Raw genomic sequence first — 25,317 nt, forward strand, 5'->3', positions numbered from 1 at the left:
CTTCTGCCCTCTTATTCCTGCGAATTCGCATGGGCGCGGCTGCGCGCTGTTTTGTGCTCCAACGCAGCATTCACAAAGCCCGAGAATAGCGGATGACCATCCCGGGGAGTAGACGTGAACTCCGGGTGGAACTGGCAGGCTACGTACCAAGGGTGGTCAGCCAACTCGATGACTTCAACCAGCGATTGGTCAACGCTCTTGCCTGAGATAACCAAGCCCGCCTTTTCAAGCTCATCGATAAACTGGTTATTGACCTCAAAGCGGTGACGGTGGCGCTCGACAATCTCATCCGAGCCGTAGGCTTCGCGCGCTTTGGTTCCCGATGCCAAATGACACACCTGACCACCTAAGCGCATGGTGCCACCTAAATCAGACGCTGCATCGCGCAGTTCGACTTTGCCTTCAGGGCTTAGCCACTCGGTGATCAAACCTACTACCGGGTGCTGGGTGTCGTGGGTGAACTCGGTAGAGTTGGCGTCGTTCCAGCCTGCCACATTACGGGCAAATTCAATTACTGCCACTTGCATACCCAGGCAGATACCTAGATACGGCACGTTGTTTTCGCGGGCGAATTGAGCGGTCATAATCTTGCCTTCTACGCCGCGCTCGCCAAAGCCGCCGGGCACTAAAATGGCGTCTTTACCCGCCAAGCGTTCAGTGCCGTGACGCTCGATGTCTTCTGAATCAATATAGTCGACGTTGACCTTGATGCGTCCTTGGATACCGGCGTGAATCAGCGCTTCGTTGAGCGACTTGTAGGCATCCAGCAGCTCCATGTACTTACCCACCATGGCGATGCTGACCGACTTGAGCGGGTTGAGCTTGGCGTCTAGCACTTTCACCCATTCAGAGAGATCGGCTTCAGGGGCTTCAAGACGCAGCTTATCGCAAACGATCTCATCCAGGCCGTGCTCGTGGAGCATCAGCGGAATGCGGTAGATCGTATCGGCATCCTGAAGCGGAACCACGGCACGCTCTTCGACGTTGGTGAACAGGGCGATTTTGCGGCGCTCGCTCTCTTCCAGCTCAACTTCGCTGCGGCAAATCAGAATATCCGGCTGGATACCAATGGAACGCAGCTCTTTAACGCTGTGCTGGGTCGGTTTGGTTTTGGTCTCACCCGCCGTCTTGATGTAGGGCACCAGGGTCAGGTGCATAAACAGCGCGCGGTTGGCGCCCTGCTCACTACGAATTTGGCGGATCGACTCAAGGAAAGGCAGCGATTCGATATCACCGACCGTGCCGCCGATCTCTACCAGCGCCACATCAAAACCTTCACCGCCCGCATAAACGCGCTCTTTAATCTCGTCGGTGATATGCGGAATCACCTGAACGGTGCCGCCTAGATAGTCGCCACGGCGCTCTTTACGCAGCACGTGCTCGTAGACACGACCGGTCGTAAAGTTGTTGCGCTGGGTCATCTTGGTGCGAATAAAGCGCTCGTAATGCCCGAGATCAAGGTCGGTTTCGGCGCCATCTTCTGTGACGAACACCTCACCGTGCTGGAAGGGGCTCATGGTGCCCGGATCCACGTTGATGTACGGGTCGAGCTTGAGCATGGTGACCTTAAGGCCGCGGGCCTCTAAAATCGCCGCAAGCGAGGCGGAGGCGATGCCCTTGCCAAGAGAGGACACAACGCCGCCGGTCACGAAGATATATCGTGTCATGGATAACCTGTCGAAACGTGATCAGAAGGCACGGCAGAAAGCCACGCCAGGATGGGTCGACAGACTAGCAGATTACGACCTAAGGCTCAATTTGAACTGAGCAGCCAAAACTACTCACCTTAATCACGCTTGTGCAACCGCCCCAGCGATAGGTCTACGCGAGGGCGCTGTGAACCCATCCCTGGGCGCTACTTTTGTCATCCATGACAAAAGACCCTCGCTACGACCTATCCCTGGAGCTGCTCTATGCATCAGACACGCTCTATACGCCCAGGTAGTCCAGAATGCCTTCTGCAGCTTGACGGCCTTCGTAAATCGCCGTGACCACCAAATCAGAGCCGCGCACCATATCGCCACCGGCAAAGATTTTTTCGTTGCTGGTTTGGAAGGCGTACTGGCCGTGCTCCGGCGCGGTGACGCGATCACGCTCGTCGACCTGAATATTGGCGCTATCGAACCACGGTGCGGGGCTTGCCTGGAAGCCAAAAGCAATAACCACAGCATCCGCCGCAATGATCTCTTCAGAACCGGGCACTACTTCCGGACGCTGACGGCCGTTTTCGTCCGGCTCGCCCAAGCGGGTGCGCACAACCTTCACGCCTTCGACCTTCTCTTCACCGATGACCGCCACCGGCTGACGGTTGAACAGAAACTCAACGCCCTCTTCACGGGCATTGGAGACCTCACGGCGCGACCCCGGCATGTTGCCCTCGTCACGACGATACGCACAGGTCACGCTGGCCGCATTTTGACGGATAGAGGTACGGTTACAGTCCATCGCCGTGTCGCCGCCGCCCAGCACCACCACGCGCTTGTCTTCCATGGAGATATAGTCGTTGGGATCCTTCTCGAAGCCTAAGCAGCGATTGACGTTGGCAATCAGGAAATCGAGGGCCTTGTACACGCCCGGCAGATCTTCACCAGGGAAGCCACCTTCCATGTACTTATAGGTACCCATGCCCAGGAAGACCGCGTCGTACTCCTGCATCAGGGTCTCAAATTCGATATCGGAGCCGATTTCGGTGTTAAGACGGAACTCGACACCCATCTCTTCAAAGACTGCCCGGCGGCGCTCCATCACGCTCTTTTCCAGCTTAAACTCGGGAATACCAAAGGTCAGCAGGCCACCGATTTCCGGGTACTTGTCGAACACCACCGGCTTGACGCCGTTACGGGCCAAAATATCCGCACAGCCCAGCCCTGCAGGGCCTGCGCCAATGATGGCGACCTTTTTATCGGTCCAGGTAACGTGGGACATATCCGGACGCCAGCCCATGGCAAACGCCGTATCGGTGATGTACTTCTCCACCGAACCGATGGTCACCGCGCCAAAGCCGTCGTTCAGCGTGCAATCGCCTTCACAAAGACGATCCTGCGGGCACACGCGGCCACATACTTCGGGCAGCGAATTAGTTTTGTGTGAAAGCTCAGCGGCTTCAATAATATTGCCTTCCACCACCAGCTGCAGCCAGTTAGGAATGTAGTTGTGCACTGGGCACTTCCACTCGCAGTACGGGTTACCGCAGTGCAGACAGCGATGCGCTTGGCTCGCCGCATCGGTGGGCTTGTAAGGTTCGTAAATTTCCGCAAACTCTTTGGCACGGGCACGGGCGTCTTTCTTCTGTGGATCCTGACGACCCACATCTACAAACTGAAAATCGTTATTTAAACGGTTAGCCATGATCTTTCTCCTGTCAGCGTGAGGGGCATAAACGGGTTATTGCGGCTGACGCCGAGACTGATCCAGCAAACTACCCAAGCTGGCCGCTTTTGGCTTAACCAGCCAGAAGTGGCGTGCATAGTCGCTGAAGTCTTCCAGAATAGCCGCCCCACGCGCGGAATCCGTCGCGGCCACATAGGCTTCTATCATTTCACGCAGGTGACGACGATACGCCTCCATGGCCTCTGTGTTAACGCGGTGAATTTCGACCAGTTCGTGGTTGTACTTGTCCACGAAGGTGCGCTCTTCATCCAACACATAGGCAAACCCGCCGGTCATGCCCGCACCGAAGTTGACCCCGGTCTCACCGAGCACGCAGACCAGACCGCCGGTCATATATTCGCAGCAGTGGTCGCCTGCACCCTCGATCACCGCAGAGGCACCAGAGTTACGCACTGCAAAGCGCTCGCCCGCGGTACCGGCGGCAAATAGCGTCCCGCCGGTGGCACCGTAAAGGCAGGTGTTGCCGATAATGGCCGTTTTATGACTCTCAAACTGGCTGACTTTGGGCGGCACAATCACGATACTGCCGCCGTTCATGCCCTTGCCGACGTAGTCGTTGGCGTCGCCTTCCAGGTAGAGGTTCAGGCCACGAGCGTTCCACACCCCGAAGCTCTGCCCCGCCACCCCGGTAAAGCGGGCGGTGATCGGCGCAGCTTCCAGACCCTCTTCGCCATAGCGCTTGGCGATGGCGCCGGACGTTAACGCGGCCACGCTGCGGTCACAGTTGGTGATGGTGAAATCAAACTCACCGCCTGACTGATTTTCGATAGCGTCTTTCAAGGCCGCCAGCACTTCCTGATTTTTGGCACCCGGATCGTGAGGCACGTTACGGTTGACCTTGCAGAACTGCGGCGCGTCTTTAGGTACAAAATCATTGGCCAGCAGCGGCGTTAAGTCGAGCTTACGCTGAGAAGGCGTATTACCTTCCAACACTTCCAGCAAGTCAGTACGTCCAATTAGATCGGTCAGCTTGCGCACACCCAGCGCTGCCATCAGCTCGCGCACTTCTTCAGCGATAAAGCGGAAGTAGTTTTTGACCATATCCACGGTGCCGCGGAAGTGCTCGCCGCGCAGGAAATCATCCTGGGTGGCCACACCGGTGGCGCAGTTGTTGAGGTGACAGATGCGCAGGTACTTACAGCCCAGCGCCACCATCGGCGCGGTACCAAAACCGAAACTTTCAGCACCCAGAATCGCTGCTTTAACAACGTCTAAGCCGGTTTTCAGCCCGCCGTCGGTCTGCAGGCGAATCTTGTCACGCAGGCCGTTGATACGTAGCGCCTGGTGTACTTCCGGTAGCCCCAGCTCCCAGGGTGAACCGGCGTGTTTGATGGAGGTCAACGGACTCGCCGCCGTGCCACCGTCGTAACCGGAGACGGTAATCAGGTCGGCGTAGGCTTTGGCCACACCGGTGGCGATCGTGCCGATCCCCGGCTCGGAAACCAGCTTCACCGACACCTGAGCCTCAGGATTGACCTGCTTAAGGTCAAAAATCAACTGAGCCAAATCCTCGATAGAGTAAATATCGTGGTGTGGCGGCGGTGAAATCAGCGTGACGCCGGGGACTGCGTAGCGCAGCCGGGCAATCAGTTCGTTCACTTTACCGCCGGGCAGCTGACCACCTTCGCCGGGCTTGGCGCCCTGGGCGACTTTGATCTGCAGCACTTCCGCATTGACCAGGTAATGTGGCGTCACGCCAAAACGACCGGAGGCGATTTGCTTGATCTTCGAGCTGCGCACCGTGCCGTAGCGTGCTGGGTCTTCGCCGCCTTCCCCTGAATTGGAGCGGCCGCCCGCTTCGTTCATGGCCTGGGCCAACGCTTCGTGGGCTTCCGGCGACAGCGCACCCAGCGACATGCCCGCACTGTCAAAGCGTGGCAGCAGCGCTTCAACCGGCTCAACCTCGTCAAGTGGCAACGGCGTTTCAACTGGTTTGAGCTTGAGCAGATCGCGGATGGTGGCCACCGGGCGCTCGTTCACCAACTGGGCGAACTTCTTCCACTTGGTGTAGCTGCCCTCTTGAACCGCGGCCTGAAGCGACATCACCACATCGGGGTTGTAGGCGTGGTATTCGTGGCCGTGGACATACTTGAACATCCCGCCTTGGGAGATTCCTTTACGGGGGATCCAGGCATCTTTTGCCAGCAGCGCCTGCTGCATCTGAAGCTCGGCAAAACCGGCGCCCTGAATGCGCGAGGCCATACCGACAAAGCAGAGATCCATTACTTCATCTGCCAAGCCCACGGCTTCAAACAGCATCGAGCCGCGGTAGGAAGCCAGCGTCGAGATACCCATTTTAGACAGGATCTTGAACAGGCCTTTCTGCAGCCCTTTACGGTAGTTCTCGCGACCGTCAGCCGGGTTGCCAGTAAGCTCGCCCGTGCGGTGCATATCCGCCATGACCTGATAAGCGAGCCACGGATAAACCGCCGTAGCGCCCACGCCAAACAGCACCGCCATTTGATGGGCGTCGCGAGCGTAGCCGGTTTCTACCACGATATTAGCGTTGGGGCGCAGTGCCAACCGGCCTAAGTGAGAGTGCACGGCACCCACGGCCAGGGCGGCCTGAATGGGAATCAGGCCTTTCGCCAGTTCCGCGTCGGTGAGTACCAGAATGACCTTACCGGCGCGGACTTGAGCTTCTGCCTCTTCACATAAAGCCTTAAGCGCTTGATGCAAGCTCTGCTGTTCGGGGTCGTAACCCAACGACAGTGTATAGCTGGCAAACGCCGGATCGTCCTGGCTAACCAGGGCAGTAAACTTGCGTGGGGACAGTACCGGCGTGGTCAAGATCAAGCGATGCGCGTGCTCAGGCGTCGCTTTAAAGACGTTAAGCTCAGCGCCACAGCAGGTTTCCAGCGACATCACGATCGCTTCGCGCAGCGGGTCTATGGGCGGGTTGGTGACCTGGGCAAACTTCTGACGGAAGAAGTCAGTCAGCAGGCGCGGGCGGCTCGACAGCACCGCCATGGGCGTATCGTCGCCCATGGAGCCAACGGCTTCCTGGCCACTCTCTGCCAGCGGGCGCAGCACCTGGTCGCGCTCTTCGAAGCTAACCTGGAACAACTTCTGCTGAACGTTGAGCGAATCGGTATCCATGGTTTGGAAACGCGCAAGCTCGGTCAGTGCCGACTCTAAATAGTTCGCCTCCTGCTTAAGCCAACGCTTATAGGGGTAAGCGGATTTCAGCCGCTCATCGATATCGGTGGTGTGCAGCACTTCGCCGGTTTCGGTATCCACGGCGAGCATTTGACCAGGGCCAACGCGACCTTTAGCGACCACGTCTTCCGGCTTATAGCCGTAGGTGCCAATTTCAGAGGCCAGGGTAATGTAACCATTCTTGGTAATTACCCAGCGCGCCGGGCGCAGGCCGTTACGGTCTAGCATACACACCGCTTGGCGGCCGTCGGTCATCACTACGCCCGCCGGACCGTCCCACGGCTCCATGTGCATGGAGTTGTATTCGTAGAAGGCGCGCAGCTCGGCGTCCATAGTCTCTACGTTCTGCCAGGCGGGCGGCACCATCATGCGTACCGCGCGGTGTAGTTCCATGCCGCCGGTAAGCAACACTTCCAGCATGTTGTCCATACTGGAGGAGTCAGAGCCAGTGGTGTTGACGATCTCATCCAGCTCGGCGATATCCGGCAGGCGATCGTTAACGAAATTGGCTTTACGCGAGTTCGCCCAACCGCGGTTGGCCTCAATGGTGTTGATCTCGCCGTTGTGGGCCAATAGGCGGAACGGCTGCGCCAGCGGCCAGCGCGGCGCGGTATTGGTCGAGAAGCGCTGGTGGAACACGCAAATAGCGGTTTCCAGACGCGGGTCATTCAAGTCCTGATAAAACGCCGGTAGGTCTTCCGGCATCACCAGGCCTTTATAGGAGACCACTTCTGACGAGAGCGAGGCGACGTAGAAGTCTTCTTCATCGCGAAGCGCCTGCTCGGCACGGCGGCGGGCCATAAAAAGGTCAACATCGAAGTGCTCACCCTGGCCTGGCTGTACAAACAGCTGACGAATACGCGGCAAGCAGTCCAGCGCCATGGGGCCGCAAACGCTGGAGTCAGTGGGCACATCGCGCCAGCCCAACACGTTAAGACCACGCGCTTCCAGCTCCCCCGTCAGGGTGTCGCGAGCACGCGCTTCACGGGCATCATCGTTAGGTAGAAACACGACACCCACGGCAAAACGTTCGCCCAGCTCGGCATCGAACGCCTCTTTGGCCAGCGCCTGCATAAACGGAGTGGGCATTTTCAACAGCAAACCACAGCCATCGCCGGTTTTGCCGTCGGCAGCGATACCACCCCGGTGGGTCATGCAGGTCAGGGATTCAATGGCAGTTTTCAGCAAATCATGGCTAGCCTGGCCTTCCATATGGGCAATCAGGCCAAAACCACAGTTATCGCGAAACTCGCCAGGCTGGTGAAGACCTTTATTCATGGGCGTGCCTCTACTAGTCAGCGTATTTTTTTAGCAGCGTGCTTATGGTATAAAGGACGGTTTCGCTTTTTTTATAGTGCTTATAACCTGCCCTGAATGGGGTACTTCCCACGTTCGCTGCCGCAACAAAATGGCCGGTCAGCATAGCGATTGCCAACCACTTTGCGCAATCTCTTGGCGCCCATATCGTTAGAGAAACTCTTTTCAAATCCTGTATTTGCATCCTCATTTAAGGAGAAAATACATATACTTCAACCACTTGTAACAATCTAAAACGCTATTTTAACGCTTTTTGTTTTCCATTAAACTTTAGTCTAAATAGCACCCACAAACCCATGCCGATAGCGCATAAGGCATACGGATTATATAAAACAGTGTTCGACAAATGGGCTCACGATGTAGCCGAGCGAATAAAAAACCGCCCAATGAAAACCACTCTACAAGAAGCGATCCATTGGGCGGGCAAGATATAGCTGACCAGGTCTTGAAATGGCCAGGTTTTGAAATGAATAAGTTTTGAATGACTAGCGGGTGAAAGGATTACTTTGCCACTTGGCAGCGCGGGTAATCATCGAGCAGCGTGCGAAGGACGTCAACAGGCGTGGCATCGCTAACACAAGCATCGCCCAGAGCGTTAAGCAGCACCAAGCGCAGCCGCGTATCGATATTTTTCTTATCCAGCCGCATGCGGGTTAAAAAGTCATCGCTGTCCATATTCGCCGGTGCCGCTAACGGTAGCTCGGCGCTCTCGATCACCGCCAGACTTCGTGCTAGCGCTGCATCGGTGAGCCAGCCCAAGCGTCGGGAAAGCGTTGCCGCCATGGCCATACCAGCGCCCACTGCTTCGCCGTGTAGCCAGTTGCCGTAGCCCTGATGCGCCTCAATGGCATGGCCAAAGGTGTGACCCAGGTTGAGCAGCGCGCGGACGCCCTGTTCCGTCTCATCTTCGGCAACAATGTCTGCTTTGATTTGGCAACTGCGTGCAATGGCTTCTGCGACGACCTCAGGCTCCACATCAAGCAGTGCGGGCATGTTAGCTTCCAGCCAGCTTAAAAACGCTTCGTCGCGGATCAGCCCGTACTTGATGACCTCAGCCAGCCCGGCGGAGAGTTCGCGACGGGGTAGACTCTTGAGCGTATCAATATCCACCAGCACTGCTTTGGGCTGCCAGAAGGCGCCAATCATGTTTTTACCCAGCGGATGGTTAACGCCGGTTTTACCCCCCACCGACGAATCCACCTGGGAAAGCAGCGTGGTGGGCACTTGGATAAACGCTACACCTCGCTGATAGGAAGCAGCGGCGTAGCCGACCATATCGCCGATCACTCCACCGCCTAAAGCAATTAGCGTGCAGCGACGGTTAAAACCGGCCTCTAGCAGCGCATCCCAAATACGGCTGACCTGTTCGATGGTTTTGTATTGCTCGCCATCTGGGAGTATGACCGTGCGCACTTCCAGATGATCCGGCAGGCTAGCGCAAAGCTTGTCCAGGTAGAGCGGCGCGATAGTCTCGTTAGTGACGACCATCACCTGCTGGCCGGCCAGATAAGGCGTTAGCATATCGGCACGCCCCATCAGCTCGGTGCCAATATGAATCGGATAGCTGCGCTCATCTAAAGCAACATGAAGGGTGCGTTGCGCGCTGGCTGTCGAGTTCATTGCGATACCTTATGGTTAAGCTTTCTAGCCGACGATGATGAGGGCTCAAGTGGATCCACCAGCCGATGCACCCGGCGCAGAATTTCATTAACCACCGCCCGCGGGCTGCGACGGTCGGTGCGCACGGCAATATCCGAGGTGGCGCGATAGAGCGGGTCGCGCTGGGCAAACATATCGTTAAGCACCTGCTCGCGGTTGGCGCACTGCAGTAGTGGCCGGTTGCGATCTTTCGCTGTCCGTTTGAGCTGTTGGTCGACGGTGGTGAGCAGATACACCACCGTGCCACGCTCACGCAGTGCACGGCGATTCTCTTCGCGCAGCACCGCACCGCCGCCCGTGGCAACCACAACCGGAGAGAGCCGGGTTAGCTCATCAATCATATGAATTTCCCGCAGGCGAAAGCCTTGTTCGCCCTCGACATCAAAAATCCACGGGATATCTGCCCCGCAGCGGTCTTGGATGGCGTGGTCACTGTCGTAAAACGGGCGCGCAAGCTCGGCCGCCAATAGGCGACCAATGGTGCTTTTGCCAGCCCCCATGGGGCCTATGAGAAATAAATTGGGTAAATCCTGCATCAGCGAACCGTTAAGCCATCGTCTAGGAGTCGTGGAGTAATAAAGACTAACAACTCTACCTTTTCATTGCTCTCTTCGGTATAGCGAAACAGTCTACCGAGCAAAGGAATATCACCCAAAAGCGGTGTTTTGGCGATTTGGCGCAGCTCTTCGGTGGTCAAAATTCCGCCTAACACCACCGTTTGGCCGTTATCTACCAGCACTTGGGTCTCAATCTGGTTGGTATCAATCGGCGGTTCACCGCCAAACGCCGATTCACGAAAGCTGTCATTTTTAATCACCAGATCCATAATAATGCGGTTATCCGGGGTAATCTGCGGGGTGACTTCCAATGAAAGCTCGGCTTCTTTGAATTCAGTATCTGGGTTGTCGTTGCCATCCACGCTCTGGAAGGCACGCTCTTCCCCCTGGCTAATTTTGGCGGTACGTTGATTGGCGGTAATAATTCTAGGCTGAGAAATAGTCTGGCTTTTCCCTTCACTTTCCAGTGCGCGCAGCTCCAAATCCAACAGGATATCACCGGATAAGTAGCCAAAGCTAAAGCCGGTGCCCGGACCAGTGGCAGCACCTAAATCCACAGCCAAGCCGCCCTGTGCCCGGTTGATGCCACCGGGGTTGATATTCCGTCGACTGAAGGTGCCGTCTTCCCCCTCCTGAAAGCCGCGGGTACTCGACATACCCCAGTTAACTCCCAGTTCACGGGAAGCAGTGTCCCTTGCAATGACAATGCGCGCCTCAATCTGTACCTGCCGAACAGCCACATCCAGGCGGTCAATGGTGTGGGCAATATCGCGCACTTGATCAGCGGTATCTTGCACCAGCAGCGTATTGGTGCGGTTATCAATGCTGACGCGCCCCCGCTCGGTGAGCAAACCAAAGCCGTCACCTCCGCGTAGCAACTGAGCTAAATCTTTGGCCCGCGCATACTTGATCTCGATAAACTCAGTGACCAACGGCGAGAGCGTTTCGCGTTGATTGCGCGCTTCTAGCTCTTGGCGTTCCAAATCGGCCAATTCACTAGCGGGCGCTACCACGATCACATTGCCCTGCTCACGACTCGATAGCCTCTTACTTTGCAGAATCAATTCGAGCGCCTGATCCCAGGGCACATCATTTAAATTGAGCGTTACACGCCCCGATACGCTATCGCTGGCGACTAAATTTAGCCCGGTAAATTCGGCCAGCTTCGCTAGCACCGAGCGTACTTCTATATCCTGAAAATTAAGACTCAACCGTTCGCCGGTGAAGCGTTCACCTGCCGCCTGGGAGGGTTGCACCTCCTGACTGGCGGGCTGGACTTCCACAGTCAGCGTACGGCCACTTTGCGTGGAGATCATCGCATAAGCGCCCTGCGTGGCGATCGCTAACTGGGTGGCGTCATGGCTGGTGCGGGGCGTAATCCGTGTGATGGGAGTGGCGAAATCGGTGACATCGTAGACTTGGTTAAGCGAGTCTGGAATCGCCACATCGCGCAGATCCACCATCACTTGATCGGGACCATCTTCCCGCACGTTCGCCTCGACGCCTTCGCGATCAAAGGTGACTATCAACCGTCCGGCACCACCTGCACCACGACGAAAGTCAATATTTTCAACCTGCGGCCCTTCATCGGTTTCAAGCCCCGCTGAAGCGATGCTGGGAGAAGGGCTAGGCGAGCGGCTGACACCTGAAGCAAAGGTAATGCGTAGGCGATTATCCATTACCCGTGATGTGAACGCCTGAGACTCGCTCAGATTGACCACCAAACGTGTGCGGCCATTACCCTCCAGAGAGGTAATCTGTTCGATACCGTTACGATTAACGTTGATGCGCCGATCCGCGAGACCGCTTTGGGTTGCTGCCAAATCCAGCATCACTCGGGGAGGGGAGTCTAAGCGGTAGCTGCGTAGCTCAGGCACACCGCCGGTAAAACGCAGGTCAAGGTGGGTTCCACCTTTCTTAGCGGGTTGAACCTCAATACCGGTCAGCACCGAGGCAGCCGCCAATGAGGGCAACAGTGAGCATAGTGCGGCCATGGCCATGTAGAAAGTGATTCGCCAAGCTGTAACTGCCATGAGCTGTATCCGCTTACTCGCTGTTTTCGTTGATGACTAGTGACACTTGCCGCTCCTGCCACCCCTCAGGCTGAGTTAACACCCGTTCGGTAACGCGTATTTCTTGTGCGTTGATCTGGGCGATACGCCCATAGTCGGTGCCCATATAGTTACCCTCTTTGACGCTGGTCACGTTGCCATCCGGCGATGCAATCAACGCCACTTGTCGCTCTCCCATACGCATGGTACCGACCAATCGCAGCTCTTGCAGTGAGAAGCGCTCCAGCGGCTCTGGCGTGCGCTGCTGGTCGGGAGCGAATGCAGTTTCGCCTCGATCAGCGCTATCCTGAGCAATCTCGTCGGGGGGCAAAAAGGGGCTACGCCCGCCGCTATACAAATAGGACAAATCCAGGCTTTCGGGCAGCGCGACAGCCATAACCGGCGGTTGCCCGCCAGGGGACTGACGAATATCAGCCAGCGTGCCTTCAAGCTGAGCCAAGTCGGCGTCCGCACAGCCTGTAAGCACCACCGCGGAGCCCCCCAAGGTTACTAACTTTGCCGCAAACGGTAGCTGTTTAGCTCTCATGGCGCCTGCTCCCCCTCTGTGGAGGCTTGGTCGCTCTCTTCCACGTAGTGGTAGGTGCGAGCCAAGAGCGAAAGGCGCAGCGCTTCGCCGCGGCCATCGACGGGTTCCAGGTTAAAATCGTGCTGGGTCAGCATACGGGGTAGCGAGGCAATATCGGCACTAAAGCGCGCTAATTGGTGATAGCCGCCACGCACCTGTATATCCAGCGGCTGCTCGACATAATGGGCCTGGGCTTGCGTTGGGCGCAGCCGAATCGTTTCAATGGTCAGGCGGTTATCGGCGGCGGCATCGCTAATGCTATCCAGCAGCGAGGGGATTTCTGCATCGGTAGGGAGCATGGTACGCAAGCGCCCCATCTGCCCTTCCAGGGTCGCCAACTGATCGCGCATTTCCGACAGGAAGGCTGCTTGCGAGGCTTTGCTGCGGTATTCGCTCAGCAGCCTGGCTTCTTGACGCTGGGCGGTCATAAAGGCCTCGCGCTGTTCACTCACCACTAACCACATCATCACACTTAATGCCGCTAGCAGTGCCAAGCAGCAACACAGCACTTTTAATAGCCACGGCCAGCCGCCGGCCTCTTTAACGTCTAGATCCCGCCAGTCGACATTGCGCAGGCGCTGCCACTCAATAGCCCACTGCTCGCGGTTAAGCGTCATGGAAGCGCCTCCTCAACGTCTTGCGGCAGCACGGTGGCGGTCTGTTCCACATCAAAACGAAATACACGGCCTGAGCCGTTTTGCTCACTCTCAACCGCCAATAGCGAGGGCACGGCTAACCCCGGTAGAGCGGCAATGCGGCGCAGTTGCTCGGGAACCTGGCGCTCACTGCCTGCCACCGCAGTGACACTGACGTTATTACCGCTCTTCGATAAGCGTTGATAAATGACGCCATTGGCCACGCTCTCTGCCACATCATTAAACAGCTGCACAGCATCCGTTCGTTCGGTCTGCAGCGCTTGAAACACCGCGATCTGTTCGCCTAAGCGTTCAGCGTCGCTGGCGTAGCGTGAGACGCTCTCGATATCGGCATTAAGACGCTCAATATGGCTACTAATGTAAGCATTGCGTTGCTGCTGGGCTGCCAGCTTGAGCTGGTAAAAATGCGCGACCAGCAGGCCAAGCACGACACCCACCACCAGCATGCCCGCCACCACGACGAAGAATGTGTGGGTTCGCCGTTCACGTTGCGCTTCACGCCAGGGCAGTAGGTTAATGGCCATGCTCATTGGCGAACCCTCATTGACTCACCCGCATGGCCAAGCCACCCGCTGTGAGCATCGCTGGGGCATCGTTGGTTAACGCCTGAAGGTTCAAGCGTTTGTTCACCCGCATGCGCTGGAAGGGGTTGGCAATGGTCACCGACATACCAATATCTTCAGCAATGCGCTCGGCAAGCCCTGGAATCACACTCGAACCGCCCGCTAATACGATGTGTTGCACTTCTTGCTGACGCACGGCGGTGTAATAAAGCTGCAGAGAGCGCCCCACTTGCTGCACCACGGTTTCCAAAAAAGGGTTGAGCATACGCTCATGATAATCATCGGGTAGCCCGCCGCGCTCTTTGGCGAAACCCGCTTCCTCCATGCTTAAATCGTAGCGGTCGCGAATCGCATTGGTGAGCTGACGGCCGCCAAACACCGTGTCGCGGGTATAAACGATATGCCCGCCGCGGACGACGTGGAAAGCATTTATATTGGCACCAATATCCACCAGTCCAACGCAGGCGGCAGGGTCGCGTTCCACCTTAAGCTGGCGCCGCAGCTCGGCAAGTGAACGCTCTATGGCGAAGGTCTCCACGTCCACTGCCGCGGGCTCTAAACCTGCCTGTTCTAGCGTGTCGGTAAGCTGCTCCACATCCTGCTGCCGACAGGCGACCAGCACTACCTGCTGCTGCTCATCGTCAAAGGGTGCGGGGCCAAGGCACTCAAAATCAAATGCCACTTCATTGAACGGAAATGGAATATGACGGTCGGATTCGGCCATGATGCGCTCTTCGATCTCCTCTTCGCTTAGCCCGCTAGGGAAGCTCAGCGTTTTGGTAATCGCGGCGCTAGCGGGAACAGCTACCGCGGCTTTGCGGGTAGAGGGTTTAGCGTGCTCCACTGCACGTCTAAGCACACTGGCAACGTCATCGATATCGCGAATTCGACGCTCCACAACCGCCCCTTCGCGAAGTGGTCGCACGGCATAGCTTTCTACCTGGTAATTATCGTGGCACTGTTTTAGCTCAAGCAGTTTGACGGTCGCCGAGGTAATATCGACGCCAATCAATCCTTTACCAGGTTTTAGAAAGCGCATATTGGGTCTGGCTCCACCTGCTTGTCGCCCGTTCTTCACATGTGATTTGAGGTTACATGATTTTTAGTTCCGTCACACGCGAACCCACTTAGCGCATATCAACACTGGTGGCCGCCGCTTCAGGTTCCTATAATGGCTGCCAATTGCATGATACGGCCGTTTAGATGCCGATCTTTTCATTCTTCCCAGGGTGCTCTTCGTACATGACGTTTCTTCGAACCCTTATTGTGTCGCTTTTTTTCCTCATCGTCTCGTTGGTGGGCGCCACCGCCTTAGCCGTGGTGGGGGCCGCCATTTACTTTGCGCCAGGGCTGCCCGACGTTCGCCAACTGCAGGACTTCGAACTGCACACGCCGCTACGTATTTTCACCCAAGACGGTAAATTGATTGGCGAGTTCGGCGAAGAGCGCCGCATGGCGATCAATTTTGATGAAATTCCGCAGGATATGATCAATGCCTTGATCGCAGCCGAAGATGCCAGCTATTTTGACCATGCCGGTGTCGACCCGCGGGGCTTGGCCCGTGCGGCGTTCGAGCTTGTGCAGAGTGGCGGTACCATCCAATCCGGTGGTTCGACGATCACTATGCAGGTCGCGCGGAACTATATGTTGACCCTCGACCAGACCTTTACGCGTAAAATTCGCGAGATTCTGCTGGCGCTGCAAATGGAGCAGGTGCTCAATAAAGAAGAAATCTTCGAGCTTTACGTCAATAAGATTTTCCTGGGTAATCGCGCCTACGGCATCGCGGCCGCTGCTGAAACCTATTACGACAAGCCCCTCGCTGAACTTAATCTGGCGCAAACGGCGATGATTGCGGGGCTGCCCAAGGCACCTTCTGCCTTTAACCCGTTGGCTAACTCCGAGCGTTCACTGATTCGCCGCAACTGGATTCTGTTCCGTATGCGCGAACTCGGCTACATCGATGATGCCACCTATCAGGTATCGGTTCAGGATCCTGTAACGGCCCGCCGCCACTATACTCAAGCTGAAGTCGATGCCGCCTATGTCTCTGAAATGGCGCGTCAGTATGCTGTAGAACGCTTTGGCGATGACGCTTACACCGGTGGCTATCGTATTTACACTACGATTGATAGCGAGCTGCAGCCCTTTGCCCGCCAAGCGTTGGCTAACGGCCTGACGGCCTATGACCTTCGCCATGGCTGGCGCGGGCCGGAACAGCGTGAGATTGCGGCAAGCCTTGTCGAGGCCCAGGAGCAAACCGCGACTCAAGGCCTGGAGGAAGAGCTTTCTGAGTCTCCCGAAATTCGCCAAACCGCACGCCAAGCCGCCCAGCGCAGCCAAACGGAAGTCGAAGGGATCGAGGGAGACGTCAGCAACTGGGTTCAGGTGCTTGAGCGCACACCCAATTATGGCCTACTCCAGCCCGCCATCGTGGTAGAAAGTAGCGGCCGCGAAATGCAGGTACTAACTCGCAACGATGGTCTACAGACGATCGGTTGGGAAGGTTTGAACTGGGCACGCCCTTACCTGAGCCCACGGAGCCGCGGAGCTGCGCCCAGTTCGGCGGAGGAGATTGCCGTACGGGGCGATATGGTGCGCATCATTGAGAATGAAGACGGTTCGCTACGCCTCTCTCAACAGCCGGATACTGAAGGCTCGCTGGTCGCTCAAGACCCACAAACCGGTGCTATCCTGGCACTCCAGGGCGGTTTCGACTTTAACGCCAGTAAGTTCAACCGCGCGGTGCAGGCACGGCGTCAATCGGGCTCGATTTTCAAACCGTTTATTTACTTAGCGGCCCTTGCAGAGGGTGAGATGAACGCCGCCAGCGTGGTTAACGACTCGCCCGTGGTACTCGACGACGGCAGCAATTCGTTGTGGCGGCCGGTCAACTCTAGCCGTGACTTCCAAGGCCCTATGCGCTTACGTCCAGCCCTTGCCCGTTCGCGCAATCTAGTCACTATTCGCGTTCTACAAACCATGGGGCTGGATTACACGATTAACTTTTTGGAAGGCTTCGGCTTCTCTCCCGCCCAGCTCCCTCGTGGCTTATCGTTAGCGCTAGGCAGTGCAAGCTTAACGCCGATGGAAATGACCAACGCTTACGCGGTGCTCGCCAACGGTGGTTTCCAGGTGTCGCCCTGGTTTATTGAGCGGGTTACCCGTGACGACGACAATGAACTGATTGATGAAGCCACGCCGCAGGTTGCCTGCCCCAGCTGTACCGAAGGCCAGGAGACGGTGGAAATTGATGGCCGCGAATACCCGATCGCCAAACGGGTAGCCGACCCGGCCGCTGTCTATATTCTGCGCGATATGCTGCGTGACGTTATCACCTCGGGCACTGGCCGCGGCGCACTGAGCCTTAACCGTGAGGATATCGTCGGTAAAACCGGCACCACCAACAGCCAGCGTGACGCCTGGTTTGCGGGCTTCAACAGCAACCTGGTGACCACGGTTTGGGTCGGCAAGGACAGCAACGAGACCATTGCCGAGTATGGCTCGAATGCGGCGCTGCCTATTTGGGTAGAGTTTATGGGGGATGCCCTGGACGGTACGCCGAACGCCGTGCCTGAACGTCCAGCAACGGTGGTCACCGCTCGCGTTGACCCTGACTCCGGCCAACGCTTAGCGGATGGCCAGTCTGGCGGAATTACCGAGCTGTTCCATGAGGATCACCTGCCGGATTACCAGCAGCGCCGCATTAGCCGCGAACTGGAAGAAGCCAGTGGTTCTGAGGGTTCAGGCACCGCTGAGTCGATCTTCTAACGCGATCTTCTAAACCAACCAATCCCGTAGCACACCAAACAGCCCACCAAGCAAAAGGCCCGGAGATTATCTCTCCGGGCCTTTTCTGTTACTGGCTATCTTTGGGTCTGTATGTAGGGTCGCCTAACGTTTAACCACTAACGGGTGTCGCAGGCGTTTCGCGCTTACTGGCCAACCAGTTAGCGCCTATGGCGACGATCATGACAGCGACACCGGCAATTTCGGTCATCAGATTAGGATAGAACACCCCAAAGATCGCGGCGGTAATCGCGATGCGCGGTAGCCACGACATTTTGGTAAACAGATAGCCTTCCAGCGCCGCGGCAAAGGCACCTAATGCCAGAATGGCAATCACCCCATTCCAGATGACCACCGGCACCGGGCCCCCAATGATAATCTCAGGGTTGAAGACCATAAATAGCGGGATCAGGTAGAGGCCTTTGGCAAACTTCCACGCTTGGAAGCTGGTTTCCATCGGCTTACTGCCCGCAATCGCCGCCCCGGCAAAGCCTGCCAAGGCGATGGGAGGCGTCACGTTGGAATCCTGGGAGTACCAGAACACGACCAAGTGGGCGACCAGCAGCGGCACACCAAACTCGGCTGTCAATGCCGGCCCAACGAGTACGATGAGCACGATATAGCTGGCGGTAACGGGCAGCCCCATCCCCAGTACTAAGCTTGCCAACAGTACCATGACCAGCGCCAATACCAGGTTGCCGCCGGAGAAAGCCAGCATCATGGAGGAGAATTTCAGTCCCAAGCCGGTTAAACCCACTACCCCAACGATAATCCCGGCGACCGCACAGGCCATGGAAACCGCTACCGCATTGCGAGCACCTAGTTCCAAGCCTTCGATCAGCTTGGTAAAGCCTGTACGAACCACGTCTTTAACGGCCGTTGCGGTCACCGGCTGGCCCTGCCTTGGTGCCACAAAGAAGAACCACAGCACATAGCGCAATACCGCTACCGCCAAAATGGTGACCACTGCGTAATAGCCTACCCGCATGGGCGACATACTCATCGCCAGCAGCCAGACCAGCACCGCCAACGGCAGCAGGAAGTGCCAGCCATCCTTCATGACCTGGCGCATCTGCGGCAGCTCGTCCTTGGGTAGCCCCTGCATACCCTGCTTGAGAGCGATGATATGCACAAACAGGTACACCGTCGCGAAATACATGATCGCTGGCAGGATACTGACCTTGACGATGTCCAGGTACGGCGTATTGGTATACTCAGCAATCAGGAATGCCCCGGCCCCCATCAACGGCGGCATGATTTGCCCGCCGGTCGAGGCCGCCGCTTCGATACCGCCTGCCTGTTTGGCTTTGTAGCCCAGCCGCTTCATCAACGGAATGGTAAAAGCACCGGTGGTGACCACGTTGGCAATCGCACTGCCAGAAATCGAGCCCATGCCCGCCGAGGCTAATACCGCCGCCTTGGCTGGCCCGCCGCGCTGGCGGCCGGTCGCCGCATAGGCCATATCGATAAAGAATTTACCCGCCCCGGTGCACTCCAAAAAAGCACCAAAGAGGACAAAAATAAAGATATAGGTTGCCGCAACGCCTAGCGGCAGGCCGAAAATACCCTCTTGCCCCAGGTAGAGTTGGCCGGCAACTCGATCAATAGTGTATCCGCGGTGCTCAAGAATGCCCGGCATCCACTCGCCAAGCCACGGCAGCTCACCCCGCGGCCCCGCAAAGGCATACACAATCGCCAAGAGGCCAATCACGGTCATACCAAAACCTACCGCGCGACGGCTGGCTTCCAGTACCGTCACCGTGGCAATACAGGCAACCAGGATATCGGTACTGTTCCAAAAACCCGCACGGCTAAAAATCTCATCCAGGTTGAGTACCAAGTAACCACCGGTGAGAATCGCCCCGGCAAAAAACACTAGATCAAGCCCCCAGCCCAATACACCACGCTTGCGAGTGGGCCCAAAGGCTGGAAACATGAGAAATGCCAGCACCATAATCAGTGCCAGGTGAATACTGCGCTGATAAAAAAGCCCTAAGGGCTGAATACCAGCGGAATAGAGCTGAAACAGGGAAAGACCCACCGCCACAATGGTGATCGACCACAGCACCATGCGGGGTTGAATCACATTACCGCCAGGCACCACGCTCGACGGCTGATTGGATTCGCTCATGAAGTCCTCGGAAGCGTTAACTAATGTCGTTTTTATTCACGCGGGGATGCGTGAGGGTCTATCAACTGAATGGTCACGCGTTGTCCAGCGGCGTGCTCACTTAGGCTCACTGGCGCATGCTCACCGCCTGGCCACACCACACGATGATTAACAGCCGGTGAACCTACCCTCAACACATAACGGTTATTGGCTACAGGCTCGTTAATGGCATTAATCCAGTAACCGCCTTCACCGTCTGATAGCTGCTCGCCGCGGCCAAAAATATGCCCCAGTCCTGCGGCGAAATCAGGTTGATGGCTACGCTCTAATTGCATGACGCCCGCTACATTACGATAGCAGTCCAGCACCGTGAAATGTTCAACGGAGTGCTGCCATTTAATACACCAGCGACCGTCAGCAGGTACCGCTTCATCCACTAGCGTGTCGCCTTGTTCGGTCACCACGGCTAGGCGCATAAACGCCAACGCCGAAGCGGGGGCAGCCCCCACTTCGGCGAACGGACAACATGCAATCAGTAGCGCCATCAGTCGTCGCTGCCACTGCATGGCAATGTCCTTATGGCAATCTGATTATGAAAATACCATTACACGATTAAGGACGCAGACGATCCGGGATCTCAGCACCGACTTCTTCGAAATAGCGCAGTGCGCCCGGGTGCAACGGCACGGGGGTAGACTCCATAGTGAATTTAACGGTGGTGTCGTTAGCCGCCGGATGAACCGCAATCAGCTCGTCAGTATTTTCAAACAGCAGTTGTGTGAGTTGATAAGCCAGCTCTTCGTCCATATCGGCATTAACGACCAGCACGTTGGGGATACCGATAGTCTGAACGGCTTCGTCCATACCGTCGTACATACCGGCAGCAAGCTCGTAGGGAGCAAATACCGCTTCTTCTTCCTGGGCATTGGCCACTTCTTCATCGGACAAGCTAATCAGGCGAATATCGCGGGTGGCTGCCAGATTGAGAATCGAGCTGGTGGGCGGCCCAACGCTCCAGAAGCCGGCGTCGATATCACCGTCGCGAATTGCATCAGCAGTTTCGTTGAAATTAAGACGCTGGGGAGTGAAGTCTTCATAGCTAATGCCATTGGCTTCAAGCAATGCACGGGCATTCAGCTCGGTGCCGCTACCCGGTGCACCGACGGAAACGCGCTTGCCCGCTAGATCAGCAATCGACTCGATATCCGACTCGGCCAGGGTCACCAGCTGTACCGCGTTGGGATAAACCGACGCCAGTGCGCGAGTATTTTCAATCTGACGGCCTTCAAAATCATCCGTGCCGGTATAGGCTTGATAGACCGTATCGGCCAGGGCCAGGGCGAGATCCGCGTCGCCGCGCATGATCAGGCCCATATTTTCAACCGAGGCACCGGTCACTTCAGCAGTCGCCTGAGCGCCTTCGATATGGTTGTTGATCATTTCGGCAAAACCACCGCCGATAGGATAGTAAACGCCACCGGTGCCGCCAGTCGCGATTGAGAGTTGCTGGGCGCTTGCTGGAAGTGCGACCGCGAGTATAGAAGCGGCAGCGGCTGTGGTGTATAGAGAGCGTAGAGTTCGCATGAGCATTTCCTCCGTCCTGCTTGGACTTATAGGTATGGTTGACGATAAAAAGGAAGTGTTGAAGCCCCAGCTTCTGGCTGCCGTCACGACGAACCGGAAGCGGTGGAGGTGAAGTTAGCACGGCTTATGCGTTGGATGCTAATAGGGCGTTATCAGCGCAGCAGCGCCTTTACCTCATACAGCCGTGAGTGCCCCAGAAGGTGTAACCGCCCGGCAGTTGGATCGAATAGCCAACTATTAAAAACATGAAATCTCGCATAAATGTCTTATTTTATGCCGAATTGTTATTATTTATTGCTAATGGCCGTCAATTTCGCCCACCCCATCGTTATTATTGATTCAGGATAGGAGCCACACTGCTATGGAGCCCGGTTTTAAAGAGGACAGTAGTCGGGATAAAGGCGCGCCGCGGCAAAACCTCGCCATTAGTGCTTACCGCCAACTCAAGCACGACATTATTCGTGGCCGCTATGCGCCTGAGCAGAAGCTGCTGATGAGCCGGCTCAAAGAGCAGTACGGCGCCAGCACCGGGCCGCTAAGAGAAGCGCTATCGCAGTTAGTTTCTGACCGCCTTGTGGTCGCGATCAGCCAGCGCGGCTACCGGGTAGCACCCATGTCGCTGGCCGAACTCAACGATATATACGATGCCCGGGCCCAGCTTGAAGGGCTGATCCTGCGCTTGGCTATAGAGCGCGGCGACGACGACTGGGAAGCCACGGTGCTGGCTACCGCACACCGGCTGGCCAAGGTCACCGACATCAACACCCCCAACGACCTGCTCGACATCTGGGATCAGCGCCACAAAGCCTTCCATACCGCCATTGCCAGCGGCTGCAACTCTCCTCACCTACTGCAAATGCGCAACACCCTGTTTGACCAAGTAGAGCGCTACCGCCACCTGTGGCTGCAGGAAACCGTGATGTCGCCCCAGGCGCTGGAGCTTAAGCGCCAAGAGCACACTGCGCTGGTCGATGTCATTCTGGCTCGCGATACCGCTGAAGCCGACACCCTGATGCGCGATCACCTGATGACCCCCGTACCGATTATTACCCGCGTCCTCCAAGAGCGCGGCATCGGCTGAGCTTTTCGTTTCTACTCTTCGCCCTCAGACCAAAGCTCTACGTTTTAAAAAAATGTAGATATTTTAAAGAAACGGCGATACATTGATTACCAGCTATCTTGCATTTATTCCTGCCCACGAACTTAGGAATCCACGCCATGACACATTTCAACTGGGACGACCCGCTACTTCTGGAACAACAGCTCACTGATGAAGAGCGCCAGATCCGCGATGCGGCCTACGACTACTGCCAGGAAAACCTTCAGCCCCGCGTGCTAACCGCCTTCCGTGAAGAGCGCTTTGACCGCGAGATCATGACTGAAATGGGTGAACTTGGACTGCTGGGTGCCACCGTGGCTCCCGAGTACGGCGGTGCAGGCGTTAACCACGTGGCCTACGGATTGATTGCCCGCGAAGTAGAGCGCGTTGACTCCGGCTACCGTTCAGCCATGAGCGTGCAGTCATCGTTGGTAATGTACCCCATCGAGACTTACGGCTCTGAAGAGCAGAAGCACAAGTACCTGCCTAAGCTGGCCAGCGGTGAAATGGTCGGCTGCTTTGGCTTGACCGAGCCTGACCACGGCTCTGATCCGGGCAACATGATTACGCGCGCGGAAAAAGTCGATGGCGGCTACCGCCTGACTGGCGCAAAAATGTGGATCACCAACAGCCCGATTGCCGATATTGCAGTGGTATGGGCGAAATCAGTTGCTCACGACAATCAGATTAAAGGCTTTATTGTCGAGCGCGGCACCGCAGGTTTCACCACACCCAAAATCGAAGGCAAAGTCTCTTTGCGCGCATCGATTACCGGTGAGATCGTGCTGGATAACGCCTTCGTTCCCGAAGAGAACCTGCTGCCCAACGTCAGTGGCCTGAAAGGCCCCTTCGGCTGCCTTAATAAAGCCCGCTACGGCATCGCCTGGGGTGTGTTGGGCACGGCTGAGTTCTGCTGGCACGCAGCACGCCAATATACCCTCGACCGCAAGCAGTTTGGCCGCCCGCTGGCCGCCAATCAATTGATCCAGAAAAAGCTCGCCGATATGCAGACCGAGATCACCCTGGGCTTGCAGGCAGCTCTGCAAGTGGGCCGGCTAATGGATAGCGGCAACTGGGCACCGGAAATGGTTTCGCTGATAAAGCGTAACAACTGCGGCAAAGCGCTGGATATCGCTCGTCAATCCCGCGATATGCACGGCGGCAATGGCGTCTCCGACGAGTACGGCGTTATTCGCCATATGGTCAACCTGGAGTCAGTGAATACCTATGAAGGTACTCACGATGTTCACGCCTTGATTCTTGGTCGCGCCCAGACAGGCATTCAGTCGTTCTTTTAATCACTGCACCTTGATCACTTGTCATTTATTAACGGAGCCTCTATGAACGAGCCAACCAAACCACTGGCCGGTATAAAAGTACTCGATATTTCCCGCGTACTGGCCGGGCCTTGGTGCGGACAAATGCTCGCGGATATGGGGGCAGATGTGATCAAGGTAGAGCGCCCCGGTAGCGGCGATGACACTCGCCACTGGGGCCCTCCTTGGCTGGCGGGCAGCGAAGAGTCGGCGTACTACCTGTGCGCTAACCGGGGTAAACGCTCGCTGACCGTCGATATGGCCAAGCCCGAAGGTCAGGCGGTGATCAAGCAGCTAGTGGCTAACTCCGACGTGCTGATAGAGAACTTCAAGGTCGGCGGCCTGAAACGCTACGGTCTGGATTACGCCAGCTTGAAGGCGCTCAACCCACGACTGATCTACTGCTCCATCACCGGTTTTGGCCAGGAGAGCCCTTACGCTCACCGCGCCGGTTATGACTTTATGATCCAAGCCATGGGCGGGATCATGAGCCTAACTGGCAAGCCCGACAGTGAGCCCGGCGGTGGCCCGGTAAAAAGCGGCGTCGCCTTTACCGATATTTTCACCGGGCTATATGCCGCTAACGCAATTTTAGCGGCACTTTATCAGCGCCGTGATAGCGGCGAAGGTTGCCATATCGATATGGCATTAATGGATGTCCAGGTGGGGGTGCTCGCCAACCAGGCACTGAATTACCTCACCTCCGGTAATGTGCCCCAGCGGCTGGGTAATGCCCACCCTAACATCGTGCCTTACCAGGCGTTTGCCACCCAGGATGGCCATATGATTATGGCTGTCGGCAACGACGAGCAATTCAAGCGTTTTTGCGCGGTGCTTTCGCTACCGGCTCTGGCGGAAGATTCGCGCTTTGTCACCAATGGCGCCAGGGTAAATAACCGTGCACTGCTCGTGCCGCAGCTGGAAGCGGCGTTGGCCCAGCGCAGCACTGATGAATGGCTAGCCGCTTTTGAAGCTGTAGGTGTTCCCTGCGGGCCAATCAATACGCTGGATCGGGTGTTCGACGACCCCCATGTGAAAGCCCGCGGACTTAAGCAAACCCTGCCCCACGACCAAGCAGGCCAGGTGGATCTGGTCGCTAACCCTATCCGTTTTAACGGTGCCCAAATGAGTGCCACTACGGCTCCTCCCCACTTAGGCCAACATACGGAAAGCGTGCTGGAAGAACTTGGTATTAGCTTGGAGCAGCGCACTGCGCTTCGCGCAGCAGGCATCATTTAATAACACTAATGTTTATGCACTCGGTTTATACACTTCCCTCTTAGGCGCCTCACCTGGCGCTTTTTTTTTTAAGCCCAAAAAAACTGACCAGCATTGCCAGCCAATAGGCGGGCAAGTGGTTAGTGCTTCGCAACCAAAATCTGTACAACATCTATACAAAGAGTATACTTATGCTTAACCTTAAGAGCTTACATGCTTCAGTGTAAGCATTAAGTTATCTAATGTTATGGCATTAACAGCGC

Annotated in this window: 17 protein-coding genes; 4 read left to right on the plus strand and 13 right to left on the minus strand. The window is 56.5% G+C overall.

What is annotated here, in order from left to right; translation table 11 throughout:
• Nucleotides 1-11: 11 nt before the first annotated feature.
• From pyrG to pilM, 10 genes are all read right to left on the minus strand, one after another.
• Nucleotides 12-1,667: a CTP synthase gene (pyrG, locus tag HZU72_RS14465; RefSeq protein WP_180093274.1), complete on the minus strand. Its 1,656-nt coding sequence runs from the start codon at nt 1,665-1,667 to the stop codon at nt 12-14.
• Nucleotides 1,668-1,929: 262 nt separating this feature from the next.
• Nucleotides 1,930-3,348, minus strand: a complete 1,419-nt coding sequence (locus tag HZU72_RS14470) for a glutamate synthase small subunit GltD family protein (protein ID WP_180093276.1) — start codon at nt 3,346-3,348, stop codon at nt 1,930-1,932.
• A 36-nt stretch (nt 3,349-3,384) separates the two neighbouring features.
• The gene (gltB, locus tag HZU72_RS14475) at nt 3,385-7,827 is read right to left on the minus strand and encodes a glutamate synthase large subunit (protein ID WP_180093278.1); all 4,443 of its coding nucleotides are present in this window, start codon (nt 7,825-7,827) and stop codon (nt 3,385-3,387) included.
• A gap of 540 nt (nt 7,828-8,367) precedes the next feature.
• Complete coding sequence (gene aroB / locus HZU72_RS14480; protein WP_180093280.1) at nt 8,368-9,486, minus strand: 3-dehydroquinate synthase; 1,119 nt, start codon at nt 9,484-9,486, stop codon at nt 8,368-8,370.
• On the minus strand, nt 9,483-10,061 hold the full coding sequence (aroK, locus tag HZU72_RS14485; protein ID WP_180093282.1) for a shikimate kinase AroK: 579 nt from the start codon (nt 10,059-10,061) through the stop codon (nt 9,483-9,485). Before aroK ends, aroB begins: the two co-directional genes overlap by 4 nt.
• A complete protein-coding gene (locus HZU72_RS14490; RefSeq protein ID WP_180093284.1) occupies nt 10,061-12,115 on the minus strand; it encodes a type IV pilus secretin PilQ in 2,055 nt (684 codons plus the stop codon). Before HZU72_RS14490 ends, aroK begins: the two co-directional genes overlap by 1 nt.
• Nucleotides 12,116-12,128: 13 nt before the next feature.
• Entirely contained in the window at nt 12,129-12,680 is a 552-nt protein-coding gene (locus tag HZU72_RS14495) for a pilus assembly protein PilP (protein ID WP_180093286.1), read from the minus strand.
• The gene (locus HZU72_RS14500; protein ID WP_180093288.1) at nt 12,677-13,336 is read right to left on the minus strand and encodes a type IV pilus inner membrane component PilO; all 660 of its coding nucleotides are present in this window, start codon (nt 13,334-13,336) and stop codon (nt 12,677-12,679) included. Before HZU72_RS14500 ends, HZU72_RS14495 begins: the two co-directional genes overlap by 4 nt.
• Nucleotides 13,333-13,905 carry a PilN domain-containing protein gene (locus HZU72_RS14505; protein WP_180093290.1) on the minus strand — a complete coding sequence of 191 codons (573 nt, stop codon included), beginning with the start codon at nt 13,903-13,905 and terminating at the stop codon, nt 13,333-13,335. The genes HZU72_RS14500 and HZU72_RS14505 overlap by 4 nt, the downstream gene beginning before the upstream one ends.
• Nucleotides 13,906-13,915: 10 nt before the next feature.
• Complete coding sequence (pilM, locus tag HZU72_RS14510; protein ID WP_180093292.1) at nt 13,916-14,977, minus strand: type IV pilus assembly protein PilM; 1,062 nt, start codon at nt 14,975-14,977, stop codon at nt 13,916-13,918.
• Between the two features lie 203 nt (nt 14,978-15,180).
• Here pilM and HZU72_RS14515 point away from each other — a divergent pair, with 203 nt between their 5' ends.
• Nucleotides 15,181-17,709 (plus strand): penicillin-binding protein 1A, encoded by a 2,529-nt coding sequence (locus tag HZU72_RS14515; RefSeq protein WP_180093294.1) that lies wholly within the window; start codon nt 15,181-15,183, stop codon nt 17,707-17,709.
• 130 nt (nt 17,710-17,839) lie between these two features.
• On the opposite strand, the gene HZU72_RS14520 is transcribed toward HZU72_RS14515, so the two are convergent.
• Genes HZU72_RS14520 through HZU72_RS14530 form a run of 3 tightly spaced genes read right to left on the minus strand, consistent with a single transcriptional unit; the run spans nt 17,840 to nt 21,421 of the window.
• Complete coding sequence (locus HZU72_RS14520) at nt 17,840-19,858, minus strand: TRAP transporter permease (RefSeq protein WP_180093296.1); 2,019 nt, start codon at nt 19,856-19,858, stop codon at nt 17,840-17,842.
• A 32-nt stretch (nt 19,859-19,890) separates the two neighbouring features.
• On the minus strand, nt 19,891-20,403 hold the full coding sequence (locus HZU72_RS14525) for a DUF1850 domain-containing protein (protein ID WP_180093298.1): 513 nt from the start codon (nt 20,401-20,403) through the stop codon (nt 19,891-19,893).
• Nucleotides 20,404-20,449: 46 nt separating this feature from the next.
• Nucleotides 20,450-21,421 carry a TAXI family TRAP transporter solute-binding subunit gene (locus tag HZU72_RS14530; protein WP_180093300.1) on the minus strand — a complete coding sequence of 324 codons (972 nt, stop codon included), beginning with the start codon at nt 21,419-21,421 and terminating at the stop codon, nt 20,450-20,452.
• Between the two features lie 361 nt (nt 21,422-21,782).
• On the opposite strand from HZU72_RS14530, the gene csiR reads away from it, so the two are divergent.
• From csiR to HZU72_RS14545, 3 genes are all read left to right on the plus strand, one after another.
• Nucleotides 21,783-22,502, plus strand: coding sequence for a DNA-binding transcriptional regulator CsiR (gene csiR, locus HZU72_RS14535; protein ID WP_180093302.1), 720 nt, complete (start codon nt 21,783-21,785; stop codon nt 22,500-22,502).
• A gap of 137 nt (nt 22,503-22,639) precedes the next feature.
• A complete protein-coding gene (locus tag HZU72_RS14540) occupies nt 22,640-23,818 on the plus strand; it encodes an acyl-CoA dehydrogenase (RefSeq protein WP_180093304.1) in 1,179 nt (392 codons plus the stop codon).
• Nucleotides 23,819-23,860: 42 nt separating this feature from the next.
• A complete protein-coding gene (locus HZU72_RS14545) occupies nt 23,861-25,075 on the plus strand; it encodes a CaiB/BaiF CoA transferase family protein (RefSeq protein WP_180093306.1) in 1,215 nt (404 codons plus the stop codon).
• The last annotated feature ends 242 nt before the right edge of the window (nt 25,076-25,317 follow it).

It is taken from the genome of Vreelandella sedimenti (genome assembly GCF_013416325.1).
GTDB lineage: Bacteria > Pseudomonadota > Gammaproteobacteria > Pseudomonadales > Halomonadaceae > Vreelandella > Vreelandella sedimenti.

What these genes read in the sequence shown, in the direction of transcription:
- pyrG (WP_180093274.1), bottom strand. Translation starts at nt 1,667, where the DNA reads ATGACACGATATATCTTCGTGACCGGCGGCGTTGTGTCCTCTCTTGGC.
- HZU72_RS14500 (WP_180093288.1), bottom strand. Translation starts at nt 13,336, where the DNA reads ATGACGCTTAACCGCGAGCAGTGGGCTATTGAGTGGCAGCGCCTGCGC.
- HZU72_RS14520 (WP_180093296.1), bottom strand. Translation starts at nt 19,858, where the DNA reads ATGAGCGAATCCAATCAGCCGTCGAGCGTGGTGCCTGGCGGTAATGTG.
- HZU72_RS14530 (WP_180093300.1), bottom strand. Translation starts at nt 21,421, where the DNA reads ATGCGAACTCTACGCTCTCTATACACCACAGCCGCTGCCGCTTCTATA.
- HZU72_RS14525 (WP_180093298.1), bottom strand. Translation starts at nt 20,403, where the DNA reads ATGCAGTGGCAGCGACGACTGATGGCGCTACTGATTGCATGTTGTCCG.
- HZU72_RS14545 (WP_180093306.1), top strand. Translation starts at nt 23,861, where the DNA reads ATGAACGAGCCAACCAAACCACTGGCCGGTATAAAAGTACTCGATATT.
- HZU72_RS14490 (WP_180093284.1), bottom strand. Translation starts at nt 12,115, where the DNA reads ATGGCAGTTACAGCTTGGCGAATCACTTTCTACATGGCCATGGCCGCA.
- pilM (WP_180093292.1), bottom strand. Translation starts at nt 14,977, where the DNA reads ATGCGCTTTCTAAAACCTGGTAAAGGATTGATTGGCGTCGATATTACC.
- gltB (WP_180093278.1), bottom strand. Translation starts at nt 7,827, where the DNA reads ATGAATAAAGGTCTTCACCAGCCTGGCGAGTTTCGCGATAACTGTGGT.
- aroK (WP_180093282.1), bottom strand. Translation starts at nt 10,061, where the DNA reads ATGCAGGATTTACCCAATTTATTTCTCATAGGCCCCATGGGGGCTGGC.
- HZU72_RS14540 (WP_180093304.1), top strand. Translation starts at nt 22,640, where the DNA reads ATGACACATTTCAACTGGGACGACCCGCTACTTCTGGAACAACAGCTC.
- HZU72_RS14515 (WP_180093294.1), top strand. Translation starts at nt 15,181, where the DNA reads ATGACGTTTCTTCGAACCCTTATTGTGTCGCTTTTTTTCCTCATCGTC.
- HZU72_RS14495 (WP_180093286.1), bottom strand. Translation starts at nt 12,680, where the DNA reads ATGAGAGCTAAACAGCTACCGTTTGCGGCAAAGTTAGTAACCTTGGGG.
- csiR (WP_180093302.1), top strand. Translation starts at nt 21,783, where the DNA reads ATGGAGCCCGGTTTTAAAGAGGACAGTAGTCGGGATAAAGGCGCGCCG.
- HZU72_RS14470 (WP_180093276.1), bottom strand. Translation starts at nt 3,348, where the DNA reads ATGGCTAACCGTTTAAATAACGATTTTCAGTTTGTAGATGTGGGTCGT.
- aroB (WP_180093280.1), bottom strand. Translation starts at nt 9,486, where the DNA reads ATGAACTCGACAGCCAGCGCGCAACGCACCCTTCATGTTGCTTTAGAT.
- HZU72_RS14505 (WP_180093290.1), bottom strand. Translation starts at nt 13,905, where the DNA reads ATGAGCATGGCCATTAACCTACTGCCCTGGCGTGAAGCGCAACGTGAA.